The organism is Mycobacterium paragordonae (genome assembly GCF_003614435.1).
Classification (GTDB): domain Bacteria; phylum Actinomycetota; class Actinomycetes; order Mycobacteriales; family Mycobacteriaceae; genus Mycobacterium; species Mycobacterium paragordonae.
The window spans coordinates 519897-540590 of sequence record NZ_CP025546.1; the positions used below are offsets into that span (position 1 = coordinate 519897).

The 20694-nt window shown below is 68.1% G+C and carries 15 protein-coding genes; 8 read left to right on the forward strand and 7 right to left on the reverse strand.

Going from position 1 to position 20694, the window contains the following annotated elements:
- Position 1: 1 nt before the first annotated feature.
- Positions 2–499, reverse strand: a complete 498-nt coding sequence (locus C0J29_RS02435) for a hypothetical protein (protein ID WP_065048401.1) — start codon at positions 497–499, stop codon at positions 2–4.
- The gene (locus C0J29_RS02440; protein ID WP_120791433.1) at positions 496–3429 is read right to left on the reverse strand and encodes an MMPL family transporter; all 2934 of its coding nucleotides are present in this window, start codon (positions 3427–3429) and stop codon (positions 496–498) included. Before C0J29_RS02440 ends, C0J29_RS02435 begins: the two co-directional genes overlap by 4 nt.
- A 250-nt stretch (positions 3430–3679) precedes the next feature.
- On the opposite strand from C0J29_RS02440, the gene C0J29_RS02445 reads away from it, so the two are divergent.
- Positions 3680–4249, forward strand: a complete 570-nt coding sequence (locus tag C0J29_RS02445; RefSeq protein ID WP_120791434.1) for a hemophore — start codon at positions 3680–3682, stop codon at positions 4247–4249.
- Here C0J29_RS02445 and C0J29_RS02450 read toward each other — a convergent pair.
- Positions 4246–5445 carry a lysylphosphatidylglycerol synthase transmembrane domain-containing protein gene (locus C0J29_RS02450; protein WP_065048406.1) on the reverse strand — a complete coding sequence of 400 codons (1200 nt, stop codon included), beginning with the start codon at positions 5443–5445 and terminating at the stop codon, positions 4246–4248. The genes C0J29_RS02445 and C0J29_RS02450 overlap by 4 nt on opposite strands.
- Before the next feature lie 126 nt (positions 5446–5571).
- Here C0J29_RS02450 and C0J29_RS02455 point away from each other — a divergent pair, with 126 nt between their 5' ends.
- Positions 5572–6735 carry an AI-2E family transporter gene (locus tag C0J29_RS02455; RefSeq protein ID WP_120791435.1) on the forward strand — a complete coding sequence of 388 codons (1164 nt, stop codon included), beginning with the start codon at positions 5572–5574 and terminating at the stop codon, positions 6733–6735.
- Here C0J29_RS02455 and C0J29_RS02460 read toward each other — a convergent pair.
- The 4 genes from C0J29_RS02460 to trmB form a co-directional block, all read right to left on the reverse strand.
- On the reverse strand, positions 6732–7205 hold the full coding sequence (locus tag C0J29_RS02460; RefSeq protein ID WP_120791436.1) for an Rv1419 family lectin: 474 nt from the start codon (positions 7203–7205) through the stop codon (positions 6732–6734). The genes C0J29_RS02455 and C0J29_RS02460 overlap by 4 nt on opposite strands.
- A gap of 168 nt (positions 7206–7373) precedes the next feature.
- Positions 7374–10187: a trehalose monomycolate exporter MmpL3 gene (mmpL3, locus tag C0J29_RS02465; RefSeq protein WP_120791437.1), complete on the reverse strand. Its 2814-nt coding sequence runs from the start codon at positions 10185–10187 to the stop codon at positions 7374–7376.
- A gap of 58 nt (positions 10188–10245) precedes the next feature.
- Entirely contained in the window at positions 10246–11028 is a 783-nt protein-coding gene (locus tag C0J29_RS02470) for an NYN domain-containing protein (RefSeq protein WP_371872478.1), read from the reverse strand.
- Positions 11029–11032: 4 nt separating this feature from the next.
- Positions 11033–11794, reverse strand: coding sequence for a tRNA (guanosine(46)-N7)-methyltransferase TrmB (trmB, locus tag C0J29_RS02475; protein WP_120791438.1), 762 nt, complete (start codon positions 11792–11794; stop codon positions 11033–11035).
- A gap of 109 nt (positions 11795–11903) precedes the next feature.
- Between trmB and C0J29_RS02480 the strand changes: the two genes are divergently transcribed.
- The 6 genes from C0J29_RS02480 (at position 11904) to fadD4 (ending at position 20694) form a co-directional block, all read left to right on the forward strand.
- Positions 11904–12839, forward strand: a complete 936-nt coding sequence (locus C0J29_RS02480; protein WP_120791439.1) for a hypothetical protein — start codon at positions 11904–11906, stop codon at positions 12837–12839.
- 32 nt (positions 12840–12871) lie between these two features.
- Positions 12872–14344, forward strand: a complete 1473-nt coding sequence (locus C0J29_RS02485) for a hypothetical protein (RefSeq protein ID WP_242460692.1) — start codon at positions 12872–12874, stop codon at positions 14342–14344.
- A 145-nt stretch (positions 14345–14489) separates the two neighbouring features.
- On the forward strand, positions 14490–16319 hold the full coding sequence (locus C0J29_RS02490) for a phosphoenolpyruvate carboxykinase (GTP) (protein WP_065048419.1): 1830 nt from the start codon (positions 14490–14492) through the stop codon (positions 16317–16319).
- A 118-nt stretch (positions 16320–16437) separates the two neighbouring features.
- Positions 16438–17559, forward strand: coding sequence for a PPE family protein (locus C0J29_RS33280; RefSeq protein WP_197748244.1), 1122 nt, complete (start codon positions 16438–16440; stop codon positions 17557–17559).
- A 374-nt stretch (positions 17560–17933) separates the two neighbouring features.
- The gene (locus C0J29_RS02500; RefSeq protein WP_120791440.1) at positions 17934–19154 is read left to right on the forward strand and encodes a sodium:proton exchanger; all 1221 of its coding nucleotides are present in this window, start codon (positions 17934–17936) and stop codon (positions 19152–19154) included.
- Positions 19155–19170: 16 nt separating this feature from the next.
- Positions 19171–20694, forward strand: coding sequence for a fatty-acid--CoA ligase FadD4 (gene fadD4 / locus C0J29_RS02505; protein ID WP_120791441.1), 1524 nt, complete (start codon positions 19171–19173; stop codon positions 20692–20694).

Consider the following 20694-nt stretch of genomic DNA (forward strand, 5'->3'; position numbering starts at 1 on the left):
TTTAGTTGGAGTTGGCTGAGCGCTCGTTCTTCACCCGGACGAACCGGTCGGACAGCCTGCGCATCCGGATCATCAGCGACGCCGACGGGCTGACGCTGCCATCGAGGAAGGTGGCCAGGTCCTCCGGAGCCACCCCGATGCGGGAGGCGAACTCCTGCTGCACCAGGCCGGACCGGTCCATCAGGAGCTTGACGTGCCGCGCCACCTCGGCGCGTTCGTTGGCCTCGAGGTGGGTGCGGGCGCGCTCGAGCACCTCCCACAGCGCCTTGGCGATGCCGACGGGTCGTGTTCCGCGCAGGATCTCTTCCACCTGGCGGGCGGTCCGGCCGTAAGGGTCGCGTTTGAGCGCACCCGCGATGCGCTTCCAGGTGGCGATGTCCCCGCCCTGCAGGGCGGAGTGGATCGCCGCGGTGGACCAGAACTCCACCGGTTGATCAGGGTCGGGACGCCGCACCTGCGGAGCAGACGCAGGATTTCGCTGGTCGGCAGTCAACGTCACCTCGCCTCCTCCAGCATTGCTACAGCCACGGACAGGCAGCGCTGCCTGACCTCCTCCCAGTCTGCCCTCGCATCGGTTTCGGGCCAATCGTCGTTGAGGTCGGACGGATCGGGATCCGCGAGCCGGCGAACCAACTCGGTGGCCATCCAATGCGATCGCGAAGACGAGCCGAGAGGCTGACAACAGTAATACCTATCCATCCCGGCCAGCACCACCGCGACGGTCTCCGGATCCATTGCGTCGACCATGTCAGCAAAATCGGCGTAATCGCGGCTGCTGTTACGGCTCATGATCAGGTAGCCCTTGAACCGCAGCGTTTCGGCCCCGGTGGGGATCAGCAAACGGTCACCGGTCGGCAGTTGCACGTTGGTGGTCTCCACCGGGCTGCTGCGGCGGAAACCGTTCCTGGTGCCCCGGCTCTCCAGCGCGTCGAGTGCGACGGACAGCCGTCCGCGCCACAAGGTCACCGGGTGGATCGGGCGGTCGGCCAACGACATGGCGCGGGCGATGCCGCTGCGGTACGCCAGACTGACCTTGCCGACCGGACCGGTGGCCAGCGCCACCGTGTCGGCCTCCGCCGATTCCGGCTCTTCCTTGCGCGCGCAACCGGAAAACGCCAGCGGGTCCGCGACGCAAATGGCATCGGGGGCAAGGTGTTTGAGCTTGGCCGCGGACTTGATCACCACCCGCAGATCGGCGCTGGGGGCGATGGCGGCGGTGATGTCCTCGGGGATGACGACGACGCCGCCGAGGTCGACGTCGGGCAGCGGACGGTCGAAGTCGACGGACGGCAGGATCCGGCCCAACCAGCCCGGTAACCACCAGTTCCACTTCGAGAACATCGCCATCAGCGCCGGCACCATGACCAGTCGCACCACCGTGGCGTCGACCGCGATCGCGACGGCGCACGCCACCCCGATCTCAGCCACCAGCGGCATGCCCGCAAACGCGAAGCCGCAGAACACCGCGATCATGATCAGCGCGGCGCTGGTGATGGTGCGGGCGCTGGTGCTGACGCCGTAGGCCACCGCGTCGCGGGTGTGGCCGGTCTGCAGGAAGCGTTCGCGGATGCGGGTGAGCAGGAAGATCTCGTAGTCCATGGACAGCCCGAAGGTCATCGCCAGGACCAGCGGCGGCACCGTGCTGTCGATCGACGTGAGGTGCGGGAATCCGAGTTTCTCGGCCCAGCCCCACTGGAAGACCATGACCAGACTGCCGTAGGCGGCCGCCACCGACAGCAACGTCATCAGCACACCCTTGAGCGCCAGCAGCACCGAATGCACCGAGAGCAACAGCATGAGGAACGCGATCAGAGCGACGAACGCCAGCACGATGGGCTGGGTCTGCGCCACCTGGTCATCGAAGTCCTTGATCAGCGCGGTCGAGCCGCCGACCGAAACCTGGGCGTCGCCCCCGACCCTGGGCAACTGACTGCGCATCCAGTCGACGGAGTGCCGTGCGCGCAGGTCTTCGGGGTCGACCGACAGCACCGCGTTGAGCAGGGCGCTCTTGTTGTCGCCGGCGTATTGCGGGGGCGACACCGAGGCGACGTTGGGCCCCTGGGCCATCTTGTCGCGGATCGCGGCGAGCTTCTGTGCTCGCACCGGGACCGCGTCCTGTCCCTGCGGCCAGTCGGGGAACGTCACCAGGACCTGAACGGGACCCAGCGCGCCGGGGCCGAGGGCCTGCGACGCCGAAGCCACCCCCGCCCGGATCTCGTGGGAGGAGTCGAACTGCCGCAACAGGCTGTTGCCCAACACCATTGACAGCGCCGGCGCCGCCATCAGCAGCAGTACCGCCGAGGCCGCCAGCGCGGAGATCCACGGCCGGCGCATGACCCAGGTGACCCACCGTGTCCAGAACCGGGACACCGTGCTTTCCGGCCGGCGGGACCAGTGCAGCAGTGGTGACCTCTTGGCCGCCGCCCGGGAGAACGTCGCCAGCAACGCCGGCGTCAGCGTCGCCGACGTCAGCATCGCGACCGCGACCGCGAGGATCGCGCCGGTGGCCATCGACCGCAGCGCCGGGGTGTTGATCACGTAGATGCCGCTCAGAGAGGCGATCACGGTCATCCCGGACAGCACCACGGCCAGACCCGAGGTGCCCATCGCGGCATCGACGGCCTCTTGCGGCTGACGGCCGGTGCGCAGTTCCTCCCGGAAGCGCATCAGGATGAACAGCGAATAGTCGACGGCCAACGCGATGCCGAACATCGACACCGTCGAGGTCACGAACACCGACATGGGCGTGTGCATGGACAGCGCATAGACCAGTCCCATGGTCACCACGACCGTGCAGACACCCAGCGCCAGCGGGATCGCGGCGGCAGCCAGCGAACCGAACACGGCCAGCAGCACGACCAGGATGATCGGCAGGTTCCATTCCTCGGCCTTGGCGATGTCGTGCTTGGTGTTGGCCGCGGCGGCGGCGCTCAGAGCTCCCTGCCCGATGACGTAGAGCCGGACGCGGCCGTTGGCGGTCTGCCCGGACTGGTCGCCCTTCACACCGACCCGTTCCCGCAGTTTCTTGGCGACGTCGCTGGTGCCGGGGTTGCGGGCGTCCAGACGCAGGGTGACCACGTAGGGCCGGTCGGGTTGCGGTGGCCGCTGAGTGGGGTTGGGCGCCTCGGTGACTCCCGGAAGCTCACCGGCGATCCGTTTGAGCTCGGCGACCGCGTCGTTGATGTCCTGGTAGGTGGCGTCGGGACGGGGGGCGGCCACCAGCGCCAACGGCGACGCCCCCAGCTCGGGGTATTGCTCGACGAGTTGATCGTGCACGGCCAGCGACTGGGAACCGGCAACCTCGAACCCGCCGCCGGTGAGATTCCCCGACTGCGTCATGGCCAGATAGACCGCCGGTACCAGGGCGAACAGCCAGCCTGCGAATACGAACCAGCGGAATCTGCGCAGGTTGCGGCTCAGCCGCATCATGAACTGCTGGATTTTCTATCTCCCCGTGTTTCTTGCGCTGCGCGTGCCCGCGAGCCTACCGGAGTGTGCTGTGCCCTAGCTCTGCTTATCGGTTGCTGAGCTGCGACGACACCGGTTTGCCAGGATCGTTGTTAAGTCGTGATGGAGGTGGGGTCATCCGCTTGAGTTGGCGGGCCCGCCGGGCGGGATGGCAGGATGTCGGTGGCCGCCGGTGGGGGGACTTCGGGCGGCGAATCGTGAGGAGTCAGCCATGTTTTCCCCGTTTTCCAAGCCACGGACGCCTTCTTTGCGCCAGGGACTGTTCGCCGTCCTGGCCGCGACCGGATTGTCCTGCGCCGGCAGTGCGGTGCTGGATGCGCCCGCGGCGACCGGTTCGACGGACCCGTGCGCGGCCAGCGAGGTGGCCCGCACCATCGGTTCGGTGGCCAAGTCGACGGGCGACTACCTGGACTCGCACCCGGAGACCAACCAGGTGATGACCAGCGCCCTGCAGGACCAGGCCGGCCCGCAGTCGCTCGGCACGATCAAGACGTACTTCGAGGCGAATCCCAAAGTGGCCCTGGACATGCAGGGCCTGGCCAACCCGCTGAACAAGCTGGGCACCCAGTGCAAGCTGCCGATTTCGCTGCCGCAGGCGCTCAGCATGGTGCAGGCGGCCCAGGGTGGCGGGGGTCTGCCCGGTGGTCTGCCGGCCGGCGGTGCTCCCGCCGCGCCGCTGCCGGGCCCCGCGCCCGCCGCCGGCACGGCGCCGGTGCCGGGCGTGCCCGCCGTCGCGGCGCCGACCACCGCGCCGAAGCCCGCGCCGAAGCCGGGTGGCTAACTAGCCGGATCGAGCGGCGGCAGCGGTCCCTGCAACGCCGAATCGGCCGGGTCGGCCCGCTCGTCGGCCGTCGCCCGCAAGTCCGTCGCCCGCAGGTCCGGCACCCGTAGTTCGGGATCGGTGGGCGGGTCGTCGTCGCTGTCCGCGGCGAGTTTCTCGGTGCGGAACATGAAGAAGAACACCACCCAGCCGATGGCGGCGATGAACAGCCAGCTGATCAGCCGGTAGATCAGCATCGCCGAGATGGCATTGGGCAGGCCCATGCCGCTGGATACCAGCCCGGGGACCAGCACCGCCTCCACCACCAGCAGCCCACCCGGCATCAGCGGGATCGTCCCGACCGCGCGGGCCGCCGCATACGCGACCGTCAGTCCGGCGACCGAGGCATGGTCTCCGGCGGCGTAGGCCGCGAACCCCAGGCACGCCACGTCGGCGACCCAGTTGAACAGCGACCAGCTGAACGCCACACCCAGGTCGCGCCGGCTCAGGCTGACCGACTCCAGCTGCATCAGGATTTCGCGCCACTTCTCCAGACCCGTGTCGGCGGGTTTGCCACGAATGGAATTGACCCACGACAGAACCTTGCTGCCGATTCCTTCGATCAGCTCCGGGCGGGACGCCACCGCCTGCGCCAGCAGCAGCAGCGCGATGAAACCACCGAGCGTGAACAGCAACGAGAACGGGTTGTTCCGAGCGCCCAGAAAGAACGCGCCGCCCAGCCCGAGCACGGCCAGCCCGACCGCCTGCAACGCGCCCGACATGACCAGCTGCCAGGACGCCACCACCGTCGAGGCGCCCCAGATGCGCTGCTGCCGCAGCAGGAACGTCGCCGAAATCACCGGGCCCCCGGGCAGCGTGGTGCTCAGCGAATTGGCCGCGTAGAAGGCCGCTTCCGAGCGCAACTGCTTGACGTGCACGCCGGCGGAACGCAGCAGCGTGCGCTGAATCTGGGCGAAGCTGTGCATCGACGCCGCGGCAGCCGCCATCGCGGCGACCAGCCACCACCAGTTGGCTTCGAACAGACTCGTCCACGCTTTGGCGAGCTGATCGCGCACCAGAATGACCTCGACGCCGAGCACGATCGCGACGACGGACAACACCACCCACCGCAGCCACCAGTGCTTGCCGCGCGCCGCCTTCTCACCCCGGGCGAGGCGAATGCCCGCAAACTTGCGGGTGGCGGCGTCAGACGACATCGCATTAGGGTAGCCGGGCCAGTGTCTGGCGCATCGTTGCACGTCGCTGACGTGTCGGCCTTGTTCTGAGGTCGTAACCGGATCGTGGCGGCCGGATTTGCGGGGGATCCCGGTTAGGCTGACTTGATGCCGGCAAATTCGGACGACGAAGCGGTAAGCCCCCTGGTTCGCAAGGCCGCCGCGTGGTCCTGGCGACTGCTGGTGATCGTGGCCGCTGCCGTGGCGTTGCTGTGGGTGGTCGACAAGCTCGAAGTCATCGTGGTGCCGGTGTTGCTGGCGCTGATGCTCAGCGCTTTGCTGGTGCCGGCGGTCGACTGGTTGGACGAGCATGGCCTGCCGCGCGGAGCCGCGGTGACGGTGGTGTTGCTGAGCGGGTTCGCGGTGTTGGGCGGCATCCTGGCGTTCGTCGTCAGCCAGTTCATCGTCGGGGTGCCCGACCTGGTCAAGCAGGTGGAGCACAGCATCGACAGCAGCCGGAGGTGGTTGATCGAGGGGCCGGCGCACCTGCGCCGCGAGCAGATCGACAACGCGGGCAACGCGGCGATCGAAGCCCTGCGCAACAACCAGGCGAAGCTGACCAGCGGCGCACTGTCCACCGCCGCCACGATCACCGAGCTGGTCACGGCGGCCGTCCTGGTGCTCTTCACCCTGATCTTCTTCTTGTACGGCGGGCGCAACATCTGGCAGTACGTGCAGAAGATCTTCCCGGCCCACGTCCGCGACCGAGTGCATGCGGCCGGCCACGCCGGGTACGGCGCCCTGACCGGATACATCCGGGCCACCTTCCTGGTCGCGCTGACCGACGCGGCCGGAGTGGGCGCCGGGTTGGCGATCATGGGGGTGCCGTTGGCGCTGCCGCTCGCCTCCATCGTCTTCCTTGGCGCCTTCGTGCCGCTGATCGGTGCCCTGGTATCAGGTTTGCTGGCCGTGGTGGTGGCTCTGCTGGCCAAGGGGATGCTCTACGCGCTGCTGACGCTCGGTCTGCTGATCGTGGTGAATCAGCTCGAGGCGCACATATTGCAGCCGCTGGTGATGGGCCGTGCGGTGTCGATCCACCCGCTGGCGGTGGTGCTGGCGATCTCGACCGGCGGCGTGCTGGCCGGCATCGTCGGAGCTTTGCTGTCCGTTCCGACGGTGGCATTCCTGAACAACGCGATGCAGGTTCTGCTGGCCCGCGATCCGGAGGCCGAGGCGGAAGAGCAGGCCAATGACGAAGAGGTGTCCGCGATTCTGCAGGCGAAACCGGATAGACCGGACAAACCGGAAAGACCGGATAAACCGGACGACTAAGCCACCAGATCCCAGCCCTGGTCGACGTCGCCGCCGCAGAACCGGGTGGACACCCACGTCCCGGGGTTGGGACCGCCGAGCACGGTGAGGCACCCGTCCAGGCTGATCATGATGTGGCCGTTGGGCTGCGGGCTCCAGTGCTGGTTGTACCAGTTCAGGCAGGGTCCCAGGTGTGCTGTCCAGCGGTCCTCGTTGGGCGACGTCAGGCAGTTGCCCGCAAACGCGACGCTCTCCAGCTGCTCGCCGTTCTGATTCCAGCGCTGGGAGTCCGACCCGTTGCAGGGATTGACCACCACCGCGGTCAACCAGCTGCCGTCCGGCGCGTCCAGGCAGACGTCGCCCATGCGGCTTTTCACCTGTACCGGGCCGTCGGCGTGGGCCGGCGCGGCGCTGAGTCCGGCGATGCCCGACACTGCGGCGGCTGCGGCAACTGCAACGAAGGCACCGCCGATCGATCGAAAGTTGCGCATAGCCAACGATTCTCAACTACGCGGCGGCGAATGCGCGCGCCTAGGTGCGGCAATTGCGGCGTGTCGTCATACCCACCGCGCACGGCTCTGGTGGCGAGGGCGCGCAAATGTACGCCGGACGCGGCGTGTTGTTGGCAACATGCGGGCGCTCGCCGCGAGGGACGCTCCCTAGAGCCGACCCTCGCGACGCAGCAGGTCCTGCGCCGACAGGCCACCGCCGCCGGTGCGCCGCCGGCGCGACGTGTCGCCGTTGCTGTCCTCCTGGATACCGCGGGCGTTGCGCTTTTCGGTGGCCGTGTCGGAGTCGTCGCCGTCGGGGCGCTGGACCGGCAGGGCGGCGGTCTTGTCGGCCGCCTCGGGTTCCGGGGTGGGCTCCGGCCGGCTGCCCGCCACCGGCATCTTGTTGGTCTCGCCGGCAGAGGGCGGGGTGACGTTCTTGGGAGCCGGGCCACGACCGGCCGGACGCGGTGCCGGGCCGTTGCGGGTGGCCCCGGGCGCCGACAGGCGCGCCGTGGGCGGCTCGGCGGCGGGAGTGGCCCGCACCGGAACCTGCGGCGACGGCGCCGCGGGCGCGGGTGTCAGCTCGGGCTGGGCCGCCCGGGTCAACGCGGCCGGGTGTGTCGGGTCGTGCGGCTTGCGCGACGCCCCGGCGGCGACCAGTCCGGCCGTCACCGGCGGCCGTGTCTTGGTGGCGGGCCGCTTGCGCTCGTCGGGCAGCTGGATCTCGCCCAGGCCGATCCGGTTCTGCAGGCGTCTCATCCAGCGAGGTGCCCACCAGCAGTCGTCACCGAGCAGCTTCATCACCGACGGCACCAGGAACATCCGGACCACGGTCGCGTCCAGCAGCAAGGCTGCCATCAGGCCGAACGCCAGATACTTCATCATCACCAGATCGGAGAACACGAACGAGCCCGCAACCACGGCGAGGACCAGCGCGGCCGCGGTGATCAGGCGACCGGTGGTGGCCGTACCGATCCGGATCGACTCCTGGGTGGACATGCCGTTTTCGCGGGCCTCGACCATTCGCGAGACCAGGAAGACTTCATAGTCGGTGGCCAGGCCGTAACCGACCGCGACCACCAACGCGATGATCACCACCATCAGTGGCGTGGGCGTGAAATTCAGCAGCCCGGCGCCATGGCCTTCGATGAATATCCACGTCAGGATGCCCATGGTGGACCCGAGCGTCAGCACGCTCATCACCGCCGCCTTGATCGGCAGCACCACCGATCCGAATGCCAGGAACATCAGCACCATGGTCGTGCTGATCAGCACCAACACCATCAGCGGTGCCTTGTCCACCAGGCTGTGAATCGAGTCCTGTTCCAGGGCGGGCGTACCGCCCACGAGTATCTCGATGCCCTTGGGTGGCGTGATCGCGCGTAACTCTTCGAGCTTCTTGGACGAGTCAGCGGGGTTGAGCAGTCCGTTCTGTATCACCCGGACGGACGGGTCCTTGGAGCCGCCCGGCGCCTGCGGGCGTTCCTGCCACATGTTCGACGGGTCGTTGTCCTGCTCGATGAACCCGCTGATCTGCATCGCTTTGCTGCGGACGTCGGCAACCTGCTGGTCGGTGACCGGCTGATGGTTGGTCGACTCGATCACCAGCGTCAGCGGATTGGTCCGGTAGCCGGGGAAGAGCTTGTCGAAGTGTTCCTGCGACTGGCGCGCCGCGTTGTTCGGCGGCAGGTACTTCTCGCTCATGCCGCCCAGCGACATGTTGCCCAGCGGGATGATCAGCAGAATCATGCCGATGACGATGGGGATCGCGAACGCCAGCGGGCGCTTCATGACGAAGTTCGTCAGCTTGCCCCAGAAGCCGGCCTCGACCTCTTCGCGGGTCTTGGTCTTCTGCAGGCGGTCGGCGAGCCAGTTCAGGTAGGCCCGGGAGACCTTCCAGTTCCGCAGGAAGGGAACCCGGAACGCGGTGCGCACCCCGAGGGCGTCGACGTGCTTGCCGAGAACGCCCAGGCAGGCAGGCAGCAAGGTGATGGACAGGATCGCGGCCAGCGAGACCGCGGTGATCAGGGCGTAGGTCAGCGACTTCACGAACCCTTGTGGCAGCAACAGCAGGCTGGCACCCGAAGCGGCGATCAGCACGGCCGAGAACACCACCGTCCGGCCTGCCGTCATCACCGTGCGTCGGACCGCGGCCTCGGTGTCGTAGCCTTCGGCGATCTCTTCCCGGAAGCGGCTCACCACGAACAACCCGTAGTCCACCGCGATGCCGAGACCGATCAGCGAGACCACCGGTTGGGCGAAGAAGTGCACAGGCCCGAACATCGCGATCAACCGCAGGATGCCCAGCGAACCGGCGATGCTCAGCCCGCCGACCATGACGGGAAGGCAGGCCGCGACGGCGCCGCCGAAGACCAGGAACAGGACGACCGCCACCAGCGGCAGCGCCAGCACCTCCATGCGGCGCTGGTCGGTAGCGATGGTGCCGGTCAGCGCGCTGGCGACCGGTTGCAGGCCGGCCAGCTGGACGGTGCCGCCGTCGAGCTTCTGCAGTGCCGGCTCAATGGTCTTGTAGTTGGTCAGGATGGTGTCGTCGTCGTCGCCCTTGAGCGGGATCGAGACGAACGTGTACTTCTTGTCGTCGGTGGCCATGCCCTTGATGACCGGGCTGGTGCTGTCGGGGGCCCGCAGATATCCGGCCCAGCCGAACACCTCTTTCGGGTGGTCGGCGACGAACTTGTTGAGTTCGTCGCTGATCTTCTTGGACCACGCCGGGTCGGTGACGGTCTTGCCGTCGGGCGCTTTGAAGATGGCCACGACGTGACCGGTGCGGTCGCGGCCGTACACCTGGTCGCCCAGCACCGATGCTTTGACCGACTGGCTGCCGTCGTCGTAGAAACCGCTCTGCGTCACGTGCTTGCCCAGGCTGAGCCCGAAAATGCCACCGCCCAGGCACAGAGCCACCGTGACCCCGATTACGATGTACCGGATCCGGTACACAGTTCGACCCCACCAGGCGAACACGTAAGCTCCTTACTGGATCTTCAAGATCTTTAAAGACCCGCGTATAGATGTTTGGTTGTCACACACGCGAGGTCAACAGCGACGACAGCGGCCGGAACGGCTGCAGCCAAGCCCCCTGCTCAGGTAGCGAATCGAGGCCGATTCGCGGCAGTGGCTCCCGGAAAACGCCTGCAATGTCCTCCAGGTCGACGAACTCCAAGGTATCCGACGCTAGCGCCCAACTGGCGTGTTCACGAAATCCGAGGACCTGTACCGGGGTCCCGGCGCGGGCCACCGCTTCCAGCGGTAACCGGAACGCCTGACCGTCGGCCGAAGCCACCACCAGGCCCGCGAGGCCTTCATTGAAGCGCTGGTCGATGTGTTCGAGCATGTCGCGGTCGACGTCGCTGTCCTCGTCGATCTTCGGTTTGGCGAAGACGGCGAATCCGACGTTGCGCAGCGCGTCCACCCACGGCCGCACCACCTCGGCGCTGCCCGGTGCGATGTTGGTGAACACCGTTGCCTCGGGCTCGACCCGGACGTCTTCAGCCGCGCCGGTACCGGCCGCGACCTCCGCGGTCCGCGCCAGCAGCCAGCGACCCAGGGCGTCGAACCTCGGGCGTTCCACCCCCGTCGGGCGGCGACCCAGGATCGAGCCCAGGCCCATATCGAGGTTCGGGGCGTCCCAGACCAGCAGGACCCGCTTGACGGGTTTGGCCAGGCCGGCCAGTCCGTCCTTAGTTACACCGGGGGTCACTTTCGGGGCCAGGTCCGGCGTCAGCATGGGTGCCAGCGAGTCGGAGGTTTGGGACGCTTCGGAGACCGCCCCCGCTTCCGGGGCCACTTCTTCAGTAATGCTCATGTGCTCAGATCCGCTTCCATACGAACTCGCAGACGTGGCTGCCCGCTTCTTGAGCCTTCGTCTCGTACTTGGTGGTGGGACGACTGATGGAGATCGGTAGTGATTCGGAGTCGGGGTCGGCACGGACGAGCCGGGGCTCGGCATCCCCGACCGCACCGATGTGCTCTGCGTAGCCGGGGTGGTCGGTTGCGGCATGCAGCACACCCCCGGGGAGTAGCCGATCGGCGATGAGGGAAACCGTGCCGGTCTGCAGCAGCCGGCGCTTGTGGTGGCGTGCCTTCGGCCACGGGTCGGGAAAGAAGACCCGGACGCCGGTCAGCGACTGCGGAGCGATCAGGTCTTTGAGCACGTCGACACCATTGCCGCGGATCAGCCGGATGTTGCCGACCTGCTCGGCGTCGATGGCGCAGAGCAATTGCGCCAGACCCCGGCGATAGATCTCCACCGCGATCACATCGATGTCCGGCTCGGCCTGCGCCATGGCCAAGGTTGACGTTCCGCTGCCGCAACCGATCTCCAGGACGAGCGGCGCGCTGCGGCCGAACCAGGCCTGAGTGTCCAGGGGGGTGTCCAGCGGGGTGTCCAGGGTCTCGCCGGTGTCGGCCTGACGGCCGAGTTGCGGCCACAGCCGCTCCCAGGTCTGGCGCTGGGCGTCGGACAGGGCCGAACGCCGCGACCGAAAACTCGAGGCAGGCAGGTAGCCCCAGGGCGCGTCGGGCCGTAACCCAACCCCGGGTTGCGCATGCATCCGTCCATGGTGGCGCATGAAGGCCGGGTGTAGCCGCCTCTGGTCCAGATTGATACCCAACAGTTGCCTTCAGCTGGTATCGGGCGACACCTGGCTCGCGCGCGGGCAAGGGAGATGCCACCATTCGGTGCGGAGCACATCGAGGGGACGGGGGCAGCAGATTTTCGTCGACGAGCTCACGCGGTTCGCCCGGGGGGCCGCTGACCAGCGTGTTGTCGCGATAGCCGAACGGGTCGCCGCGCCGCTGCGGGTGACGGTCCGCGGGCGACGTGGGGTGGGGCGCGGCACGGTCGCGCGCGCCCTGAGCCGGTGGTTCACGGTGGTGGAAAGCGGCGCGGACCTCGAAATCCAGGTCATCGCCGAGGCCGTCAAACCGGAGGACTCGGTCCCGGGTTCGGTGCTGGCGGTGCTGAACAAGGCCGACCTCACCGGCTTCGGCGGTGACGGCCCGATGGCGGCGGCGTGCGCGCGCTGTCCCGAGTTCGCCGCGATCCTCGGAGTGCCGGTGTTGCCGATGAGCGGGTTGCTGGCCCTGGCCGCGTTGGAGGATCCCGGTGCGACGTGCTGGGCGGCGTTGCGGGCGCTGGCCGCTGAGTCCGCATCGGATGTGGTGCCGCGGGAGCTGCTGGCGGGTGTGGATCTGTTCGGCATCGCACTTGCGGTAGCCGCGTTGCGCCAGGGGAACGGGCCCGCCCGGGTGCGGGCGCTGTGGCGGCGGGTGAGTGGCGTCGATGAGGTGGTCGGCCGGCTGAACGCCGCCGGAGCGGAGGCGCGATACCGCCGGGTGATCGACGCCGTCACCGAACTGGAAGCCCTGGCCGTCGCGGACCCGGCCGTCAACGCTTTCCTCGGCGCCGACGACACCGTGATCGCCCGGATGGCCGACGCCCTGGACGCCGCGCGGGCGCGCGGGCTGGACGCCGGCCCGGGGGAGCCGCTGCAGCGGGCGGCGCACTGGCAGCGCTACAGCCGTTCGGCGCGCAGCGGCCTGCACCGCACCTGCGGCGCGGACATCGCCCGGGGTGCGCTGCGCCTGTGGGCCGCCGGTCAGGGGCCCCGGTGACCCGGGACGATCCCGCGGCGCGGGTCGATGCGATGGTGGCGGCCGTCGGACCGAAGCTGGGCCCGCCGGTGATCACCCGGCGCGACGTGGTGCTGGTGACGGGGCCCTGGCTGGCCGGGGTCAGCGGCGTGGCAGCCGCGCTGCGGCAGCGGATTCCGCACCGCACCTTCGTCGAGTCGGGCGAGCTGGGAGCCGGTGAGGCCCCGCTGGAAGTGGTGTTCGTGGTGTCGGCTTCGGCCCCGATGACCCCCTCCGACTGCATGTTGCTCGACGCCGCCGCCGAGAACACCGACGCGGTGGTGGCCGTGGTGGCCAAGATCGATGTCCACTTCGCCTGGCGTGACGTGCTCGACGTCAACCGCGAGACGCTGGCCGCGCACGCTCCGCGCTACGGCAAGGTGTCGTGGGTCGGCGCCGCAGCCCTGCCCGAGGTGGGCGAGCCGCAGATCGACGACCTGGTCGTCACCGTCGCCGCCCAGCTCGCCGACTCCGACCTGGCCCGCCGCAACCGGCTGCGGGCCTGGGAATCGCGGCTGCGGACAGCGGCCCAACGGTTCGACCGGGATGCCGACGGCGCCGGGCGGCGGGCCCGGGTCGACGCCCTGCGCGACGCGCGCAGCACGACCCTGCGGCAACGGCGCCAGTCGCGATCCGAGCGGACCATCACCCTGCGCGGCCAGATTCAGCAGGCCAGGGTCCAGCTGTCCTACGCGGCACGCAATCGGGCCGCCGCGCTGCGCGGCGAGCTGCAGGAAGACATCGCGGCGCTGTCCCGGCGACAGGCCCCCGGCTTCGCGTCCGGTGCGCAGGCTCGGCTCGATGAGGCGGCCGGAGAGATCGCCGCGGAGGCCGACGCCCATCTTGCCGAGATCGCGGCGGGTATGGGTGCGCCGTTGGATCTGCCGCCGGTCAACACACCGGCCGTCCCGGTCCCGCCACCTCAGCTCAAGTCCCGTCGCCTGGAGATGCGGCTGATGATGGTCTTCGGCGCGGTGTTCGGGCTCGGGGTGGCCCTGACGCTGAGCCGGTTGATCGCCGGTTTGACGCCGGACCTGCACCCGGGGCTGACCGCCGCCGGGATCGCGGCGTGCGTGGCGGTGGGCCTGGCCACAACGGCCTGGGTGGTGACGGTCCGCAGTCTGCTCAGCGACCGCGCCGTGCTGGACCGCTGGGCGGATGACGCGACGGCCTCGCTGCGCTCGGTGGCCGAACAACTGGTTGTCGGCCGGGTCCTGGCCGCCGAATCGCTCCTCAGCACCGAAGTCACCGCACACGACGAAGCCGAGAATGTCCGGGTGACCGACCAGATCAGCGTGATCGACGGCGAACTGCGCGAGCATGCGCTGGCCGCCGCCCGGGCCGCGGCAGTGCGAGACCGGGAGATGCCGACGATCCAGGCCGCTCTCGACGCGGTGCGTGCAGAACTGGGCGAACCGGGTATCCGGGACCAGCGTGGTTTTGTCCGGGCCGAAACCGTGACGCGTTACGAAAACAGGCCTTTCTGAATCGGTCTTGTGAGCAGGCTTATACCCTCCTGGGACTTACGCGACAAGTGATGCGCGATAATCTGAATAAGAAAGCGTTAAGTGTGCTGAACATGCATGCCACTGGAACCGACGATTACCGAGCAGCAGAATTCAGGAGAGTTCGATGACCTCAGCGACCATCCCCGGCCTGGACACCGCACCCACCAACCATCAGGGGCTGCTGTCCTGGGTGCAGGAGGTCGCCGAGCTCACCCAGCCCGACCGGGTGGTCTTCACCGACGGCTCCGAGGAGGAGTTCCAGCGGCTGGCCGACCAGCTCGTCGAGGCCGGCACGTTCAAGCGGCTCAACCCGGAGAAGCACCACAACTCCTACCTGGCGCTGTCCGACCCGTCCGACGTCGCCCGGGTGGAGTCACGGACCTTCATCTGCTCGGAGCGCGAGGTCGACGCCGGCCCGACCAACAACTGGAAAGACCCGGGCGAGATGCGCTCCCTCATGAAGGACCTGTACCGCGGTTCAATGCGCGGCCGCACCATGTACGTGGTGCCGTTCTGCATGGGCCCGCTGGGTGCGGAGGACCCCAAGCTCGGCGTCGAGATCACCGACTCGGAGTACGTCGTCGTCTCGATGCGCACGATGACCCGGATGGGCAAGGCCGCGCTGGAGAAGATCGGCGACAACGGCTTCTTCGTGAAGGCCCTGCACTCGGTGGGCGCGCCGTTGGAGGAGGGCCAGGCGGACGTGCCGTGGCCGTGCAACGACACCAAATACATCACCCACTTCCCGGAGACCCGCGAGATCTGGAGCTACGGGTCGGGCTACGGCGGCAACGCCTTGCTGGGCAAGAAGTGCTACTCGCTGCGGATCGCCTCGGCGATGGCCCACGACGAGGGCTGGCTGGCCGAGCACATGCTGATCCTCAAGCTGATCTCACCGGAGAACAAGGCTTACTACTTCGCCGCGGCGTTCCCCTCGGCGTGCGGCAAGACCAACCTGGCCATGCTCCAGCCGACCATCCCGGGCTGGCGCGCCGAGACGCTGGGTGACGACATCGCCTGGATGCGGTTCGGCAAGGACGGCCGCCTCTACGCCGTCAACCCGGAGTTCGGCTTCTTCGGCGTGGCGCCCGGCACCAACTGGAAGTCCAACCCGAACGCCATGCGCACCATCGCCGGCGGCAACACGGTGTTCACGAACGTCGCGCTGACCGATGACGGCGATGTGTGGTGGGAGGGCCTGGAAGGCGACCCGCAGCACCTGATCGACTGGAAGGGCCACGACTGGTATTTCCGCGAGACGGAGACCAACGCGGCGCACCCCAACTCCCGTTACTGCACGCCGATGTCGCAGTGCCCGATCCTGGCCCCCGAGTGGGACGACCCGCAGGGTGTGCCGATCTCCGGCATCCTGTTCGGCGGTCGCCGCAAGACCACGGTTCCGCTGGTCACCGAGGCCCGCGACTGGCAGCACGGTGTGTTCATCGGCGCCACCCTGGGCAGCGAGCAGACCGCCGCGGCCGAGGGCAAGGTCGGCAACGTGCGCCGCGACCCGATGGCCATGCTGCCGTTCCTCGGCTACAACGTCGGCGACTACCTGGGCCACTGGATCAACCTGGGCAAGAACGCCGACGAGTCCAAGCTGCCGAAGGTGTTCTTCGTCAACTGGTTCCGTCGCGGCGACGACGGCCGCTTCCTGTGGCCGGGCTTCGGCGAGAACAGCCGGGTGCTGAAGTGGATCGTCGACCGCATTGAGCACACGGCCGGCGGCCGCACCACCCCGATCGGCACCGTTCCGGCCGCCGAGGACATGGACCTCGATGGTCTGGATGCCGAAGCCGCCGACGTGGCCGAAGCGCTGGCCGTCAACACCGAGGAGTGGCGCGCGGAACTGCCGCTGATCGAGGAGTGGCTGGAGTTCGTCGGCGAGAAGCTGCCGACCGGCATCCGCGACGAGTTCGATGCGCTCAAGGAGCGGCTGCGCGACGCCGACTAGCCCCTGCGTAGCCGCTGGTCCGGCTAGTTCTGCGGAAACGTCAATTCGCCGTTGCGCTCCGTCGTAGGATCCCTCGCGACACGACACTGAAATCGTCGAGTGAGGCAGGAGCGCGGCCATGAGTTTCGCGATGCTGGCACCCGAGATCACCTCTGCTCAGATGTATTCCGGCGCGGGCTCGGGCCCGATGCTCGGGGCCGCCGCGGCCTGGAGCGGGCTCGGCGATGAATTGGGCACGGCCGCGGCCTCTTTCGGGTCGGTGACGGCCAATCTGGTGAGCGGACCGTGGCAGGGACCGGCTTCGGTGGCGATGGCGGCCGTTGCCGCTCGGTACCGGGACTTCCTGGACGGCGCGGCGGTGCGGGCCGTGACCGCGGCCACTCAGGCGAACTCGGTGGCGGCGATCTTCGAGGCAGCGAAGGCGGCCGTGGCACATCCGGTCGCGGTGCGGGCCAACCGCGTGCAGTTCGTCTCGGCGATTCGGTCCAATTTCCTGGGCCTCAACGGTCCGCTGATCGCGGCCATCGAAGGCGCGTACGACGAGTTGTGGGCGCAGAACGTGTCCGCGCTGGTGGGGTATCACAGTGCGGCTTCGGCGGCGGCCGCGCAGATCGCGCCCTGGCAGGAGGCGCTGGGTGACTTCGGCGCGCGCATCGGCCGGGTGGTGGAAACCGACAAGGCGATGATCGACGCCCGCGCCGCCGCCAACTCGGCCGAGATCGCCGACGCGGCCCGCTTCACCCGGGACGCCGTGAACACGGCAGTCGTCGAGGGGCGCATCGGCCCGACGCGCTTTTGGACGCCGCTCCGCTCCGCACTGGAATACGACGCGCAGACCGCGGCACGTCTGGTTACCGAGAACGCTGCTCTGCCGGGGCAGCTCGTATCCAAGAACATCGAAATACTGGCCGCGCCCGGCAACAGGCCGCCGGCCACCGCGCCCGTCTCGGCGCCGGCGGCGGATCTCGGGGGCCTGGTGCAGATGGACGCGGCCACCATCGGTCGGGTGGTCGGCGACAACCAGCTGGAACTGTCGCGCGCGGCGGCTGTGACGGAGAGCAGTCTGCGGGCGGCGCAGGGCGCCTTTCTGGGTGGAGATCCAGTCACCGCGGCCAGGGATGTCGGGTCGGCGGTCGCCTACGACGCCGACGTGGCCTCGCGCCTGGCCATCGAAGATCTGTCTCTGCCGGGGGAGCTGCTCCGTGAAGACATCGGCTATCTGACCGGTGTGTGGCGGTGAGCGGCGGCCCACCGTCGGGTGTTGCTGAAGTGTTGATTTGCCAAATCTACGGTTTCGGGTAAACGAAGAATTAAATTTATCCGCGCTGATCAGCAAATATAGGGCGACGACACGAAAAAAATCGTAGCTTCACTAAGTTGCCAGGTACCGCAAATAAGGTTAGCCTCGGTGTAGCGAAGGGGAGTAGTTCCAGATCGTCGGCTCGAAGCCGGCGGCTGCGGATGGTCGACATACTGGCGATTGCGGATTCAGTTCGCACGCCCGGTCATCCACCGGGGAGTTCCCGGCGAGCGAGACCTTCGGCCGACAGAAACGTCGGTCCGAAGTCTCGCCGCTGCCGACGGGACCCGGATCGCAGGAACCGAAGGACGCTAATGGCCTTGATCGCCGAACGCCGTCGGACCCGGACCCCCGCGGACGCACTGCTGCGCTCGCTCCTGACCACCCTGATTTTCATCGCGCCGGCGCTGATCGTGCGCTGCGGCGGCCTGCACCCGACGCCGGTGGTGTCGCTGGTCATCTACGGTGCGGCCGTCGTCGCAGCGAGTTTCCTGCTTGCCTGGGCGGCGGAGGCGGCACAATTGGATGTCTCCGGGGGCCTGGCCATCGCGGTCCTCGCGCTCATCGCCGTGCTGCCGGAATACGCCGTCGACCTCTACTACGCCTACCAGTCCGGCTCCCACGCCGAATACACGCAATACGCCGCGGCGAACATGACCGGGTCCAACCGGTTGTTGATGGGCCTCGGCTGGCCGGTGGTGGTGCTGGTGGCGCTGTGGGTGGCACGCAAGACGAGTGGGCCGACCGCTGCCCTGAAGCTCGAGCGCGGCAACCGGGTGGAACTCGGTTTTCTGCTGGTCGCGGGAATCGCCGCGTTCGTGGTTCCGGCGACCGGCCGGATTCACCTGACGCTGGGCGTCGCGCTGCTGGGCTGGTTCGGCTTCTATCTCTACAAGCTGAGCCGCGGCGTCGTGGAGGAACCCGAGCTGATGGGTACCGCCGCGGCCCTGGGCGCGCTGCCCGACCGGGCTCGTCGCGTCGCCGTCATCACGCTGTTCGCGGTCGCCGCCGGAGTGGTGCTGGCGTGCGCAAAACCGTTCGCGGAGAGCCTGATCGGGGCCGGCACCGAGCTCGGTGTGGACCGGTTCCTGCTGGTGCAGTGGCTGGCCCCGCTGGCCTCGGAGGCGCCGGAATTCGTGATCGCGATCATCTTCGCCAGCCGGGGCAAGGGCACCGCGGCGATCGCGACGCTGATCTCGTCGAAGGTCAACCAGTGGACGCTGTTGGTGGGCTCGCTGCCCATTGCGCACCTGGCCGGCGGTGGCGGCACCGCCCTGGTGCTGGACGGCAGGCAGATCGAGGAGATGCTGCTGACCGCGACCCAGACCCTGATAGGGGTGGCGCTGATCCTGGCGCTGCGCTTCCACCGCTACACGGCCTGGGCGCTGCTGGCGCTGTTCGTGGTGCAGTTCCCGGTCGCATCGACCGAGGGGCGGCTGGCGCTCAGCGGCGTCTACGCGGTGCTGGCCGTCGGCGCGCTGGTGGTGAACCGCGAGCACGTATTGCCCACGGTGCGCGCAACGCTGCGGGGCTGACTCGTAGAGTTCAGCCATGCAGATTCGCCCGCACGCGCAGGCTCATCCCGACAAGCCCGCCGTCATCCTGTATCCGTCGGGCACGGTGGTGACCTTCGGCGAACTCGAGGCGCGCGCCAACCGGCTGGCGCACTACTTCCGTGCTCACGGGCTGCACGAAGGCGACGCCGTCGCCATCCTGATGGAGAACAACGAACACATGCACGCCGTCATGTGGGCGGCGCGGCGCAGCGGGCTTTACTACGTGCCGATCAACACCCATCTCACCGCGGCCGAGGCGGCCTACATCATCGACAACAGCAACGCCCGGGCCATCGTCGGCTCGGCCGCGTTGCGTGATGTCTGCGCGGCGCTCGGCGAGCACCTTCCGCACGGGTTGCCGGAGGTGCTGCTGCTTGCCGACGGCGATCTCAAAGGCTGGCAACGTTATCCGGAATGCGTTGCGGATCAACCGGATACCCCGATTCCCGACGAGATCGAGGGTGACCTGCTGCAGTACTCCTCGGGAACCACCGGCCGGCCCAAGGGCATCAAACGCGAATTGCCTCATGTGCCACCGGAAGACGCGCCGGGCATGATGTCGGGGCTGGTCGGGTTCTGGATGGATCCCGAGACCGTGTATCTGAGCCCGGCGCCGCTGTATCACACCGCGCCGTCGGTGTGGTCGCTGACGGTGCAGGCGGCCGGCCTCACCACCGTGGTGATGGAGAAATTCGATCCGCAGGGAACGCTGGACGCGATCCAGCGCTACCGGGTGACCCACGGCCAGTTCGTCCCGGCCATGTTCGTGCGGATGCTCAAACTTCCTGAGGGAGTGCGTAATTCGTATGATCTGTCCAGCCTGAAGCGGGTGATGCATGCGGCTGCGCCGTGCCCGGTGCTGATCAAGAAGCAGATGATCGAGTGGTGGGGCCCGATCGTCGACGAGTATTACGCCTCCTCGGAGGCGATAGGTTCGACGTTGATCACCGCTGACGAATGGCTGGCGCATCCCGGCTCGGTGGGCAAACCGATGATGGGCGCGGTGCACATCCTGGGGCAGGACGGCGCGGAGTTGCCGCCCGGTCACCCCGGCGAGATCTATTTCGAAGGCGGGTATTCGTTCGAGTACCTCAACGACCCGGCCAAGACCGAAGCCTCGCGGGACACGCACGGCTGGATGACGGTCGGGGACATCGGGTTTCTCGACGAAGAGGGTTACCTGTACCTCACCGACCGCCGCCACCACATGATCATCTCCGGCGGGGTCAACATCTACCCGCAGGAAACCGAGAACCTGTTGGTCACCCACCCGAAGGTGTTGGACGCGGCCGTATTCGGCGTGCCCGACGACGAGATGGGTCAGCGGGTGCTGGCCGCGGTGCAGACCGTCGACCCGGCCGACGCCACCGAGGCGTTCGCCGAGGAGCTGTCGGGGTGGTTGCGAGAACGCTTGTCGCACTTCAAGTGTCCGCGCTCGATCGCCTTCGAGGCGCAGCTGCCGCGGACCGATACCGGCAAGCTCTACAAGAACGAGTTGATCGAGAAGTATTCGGTGTGA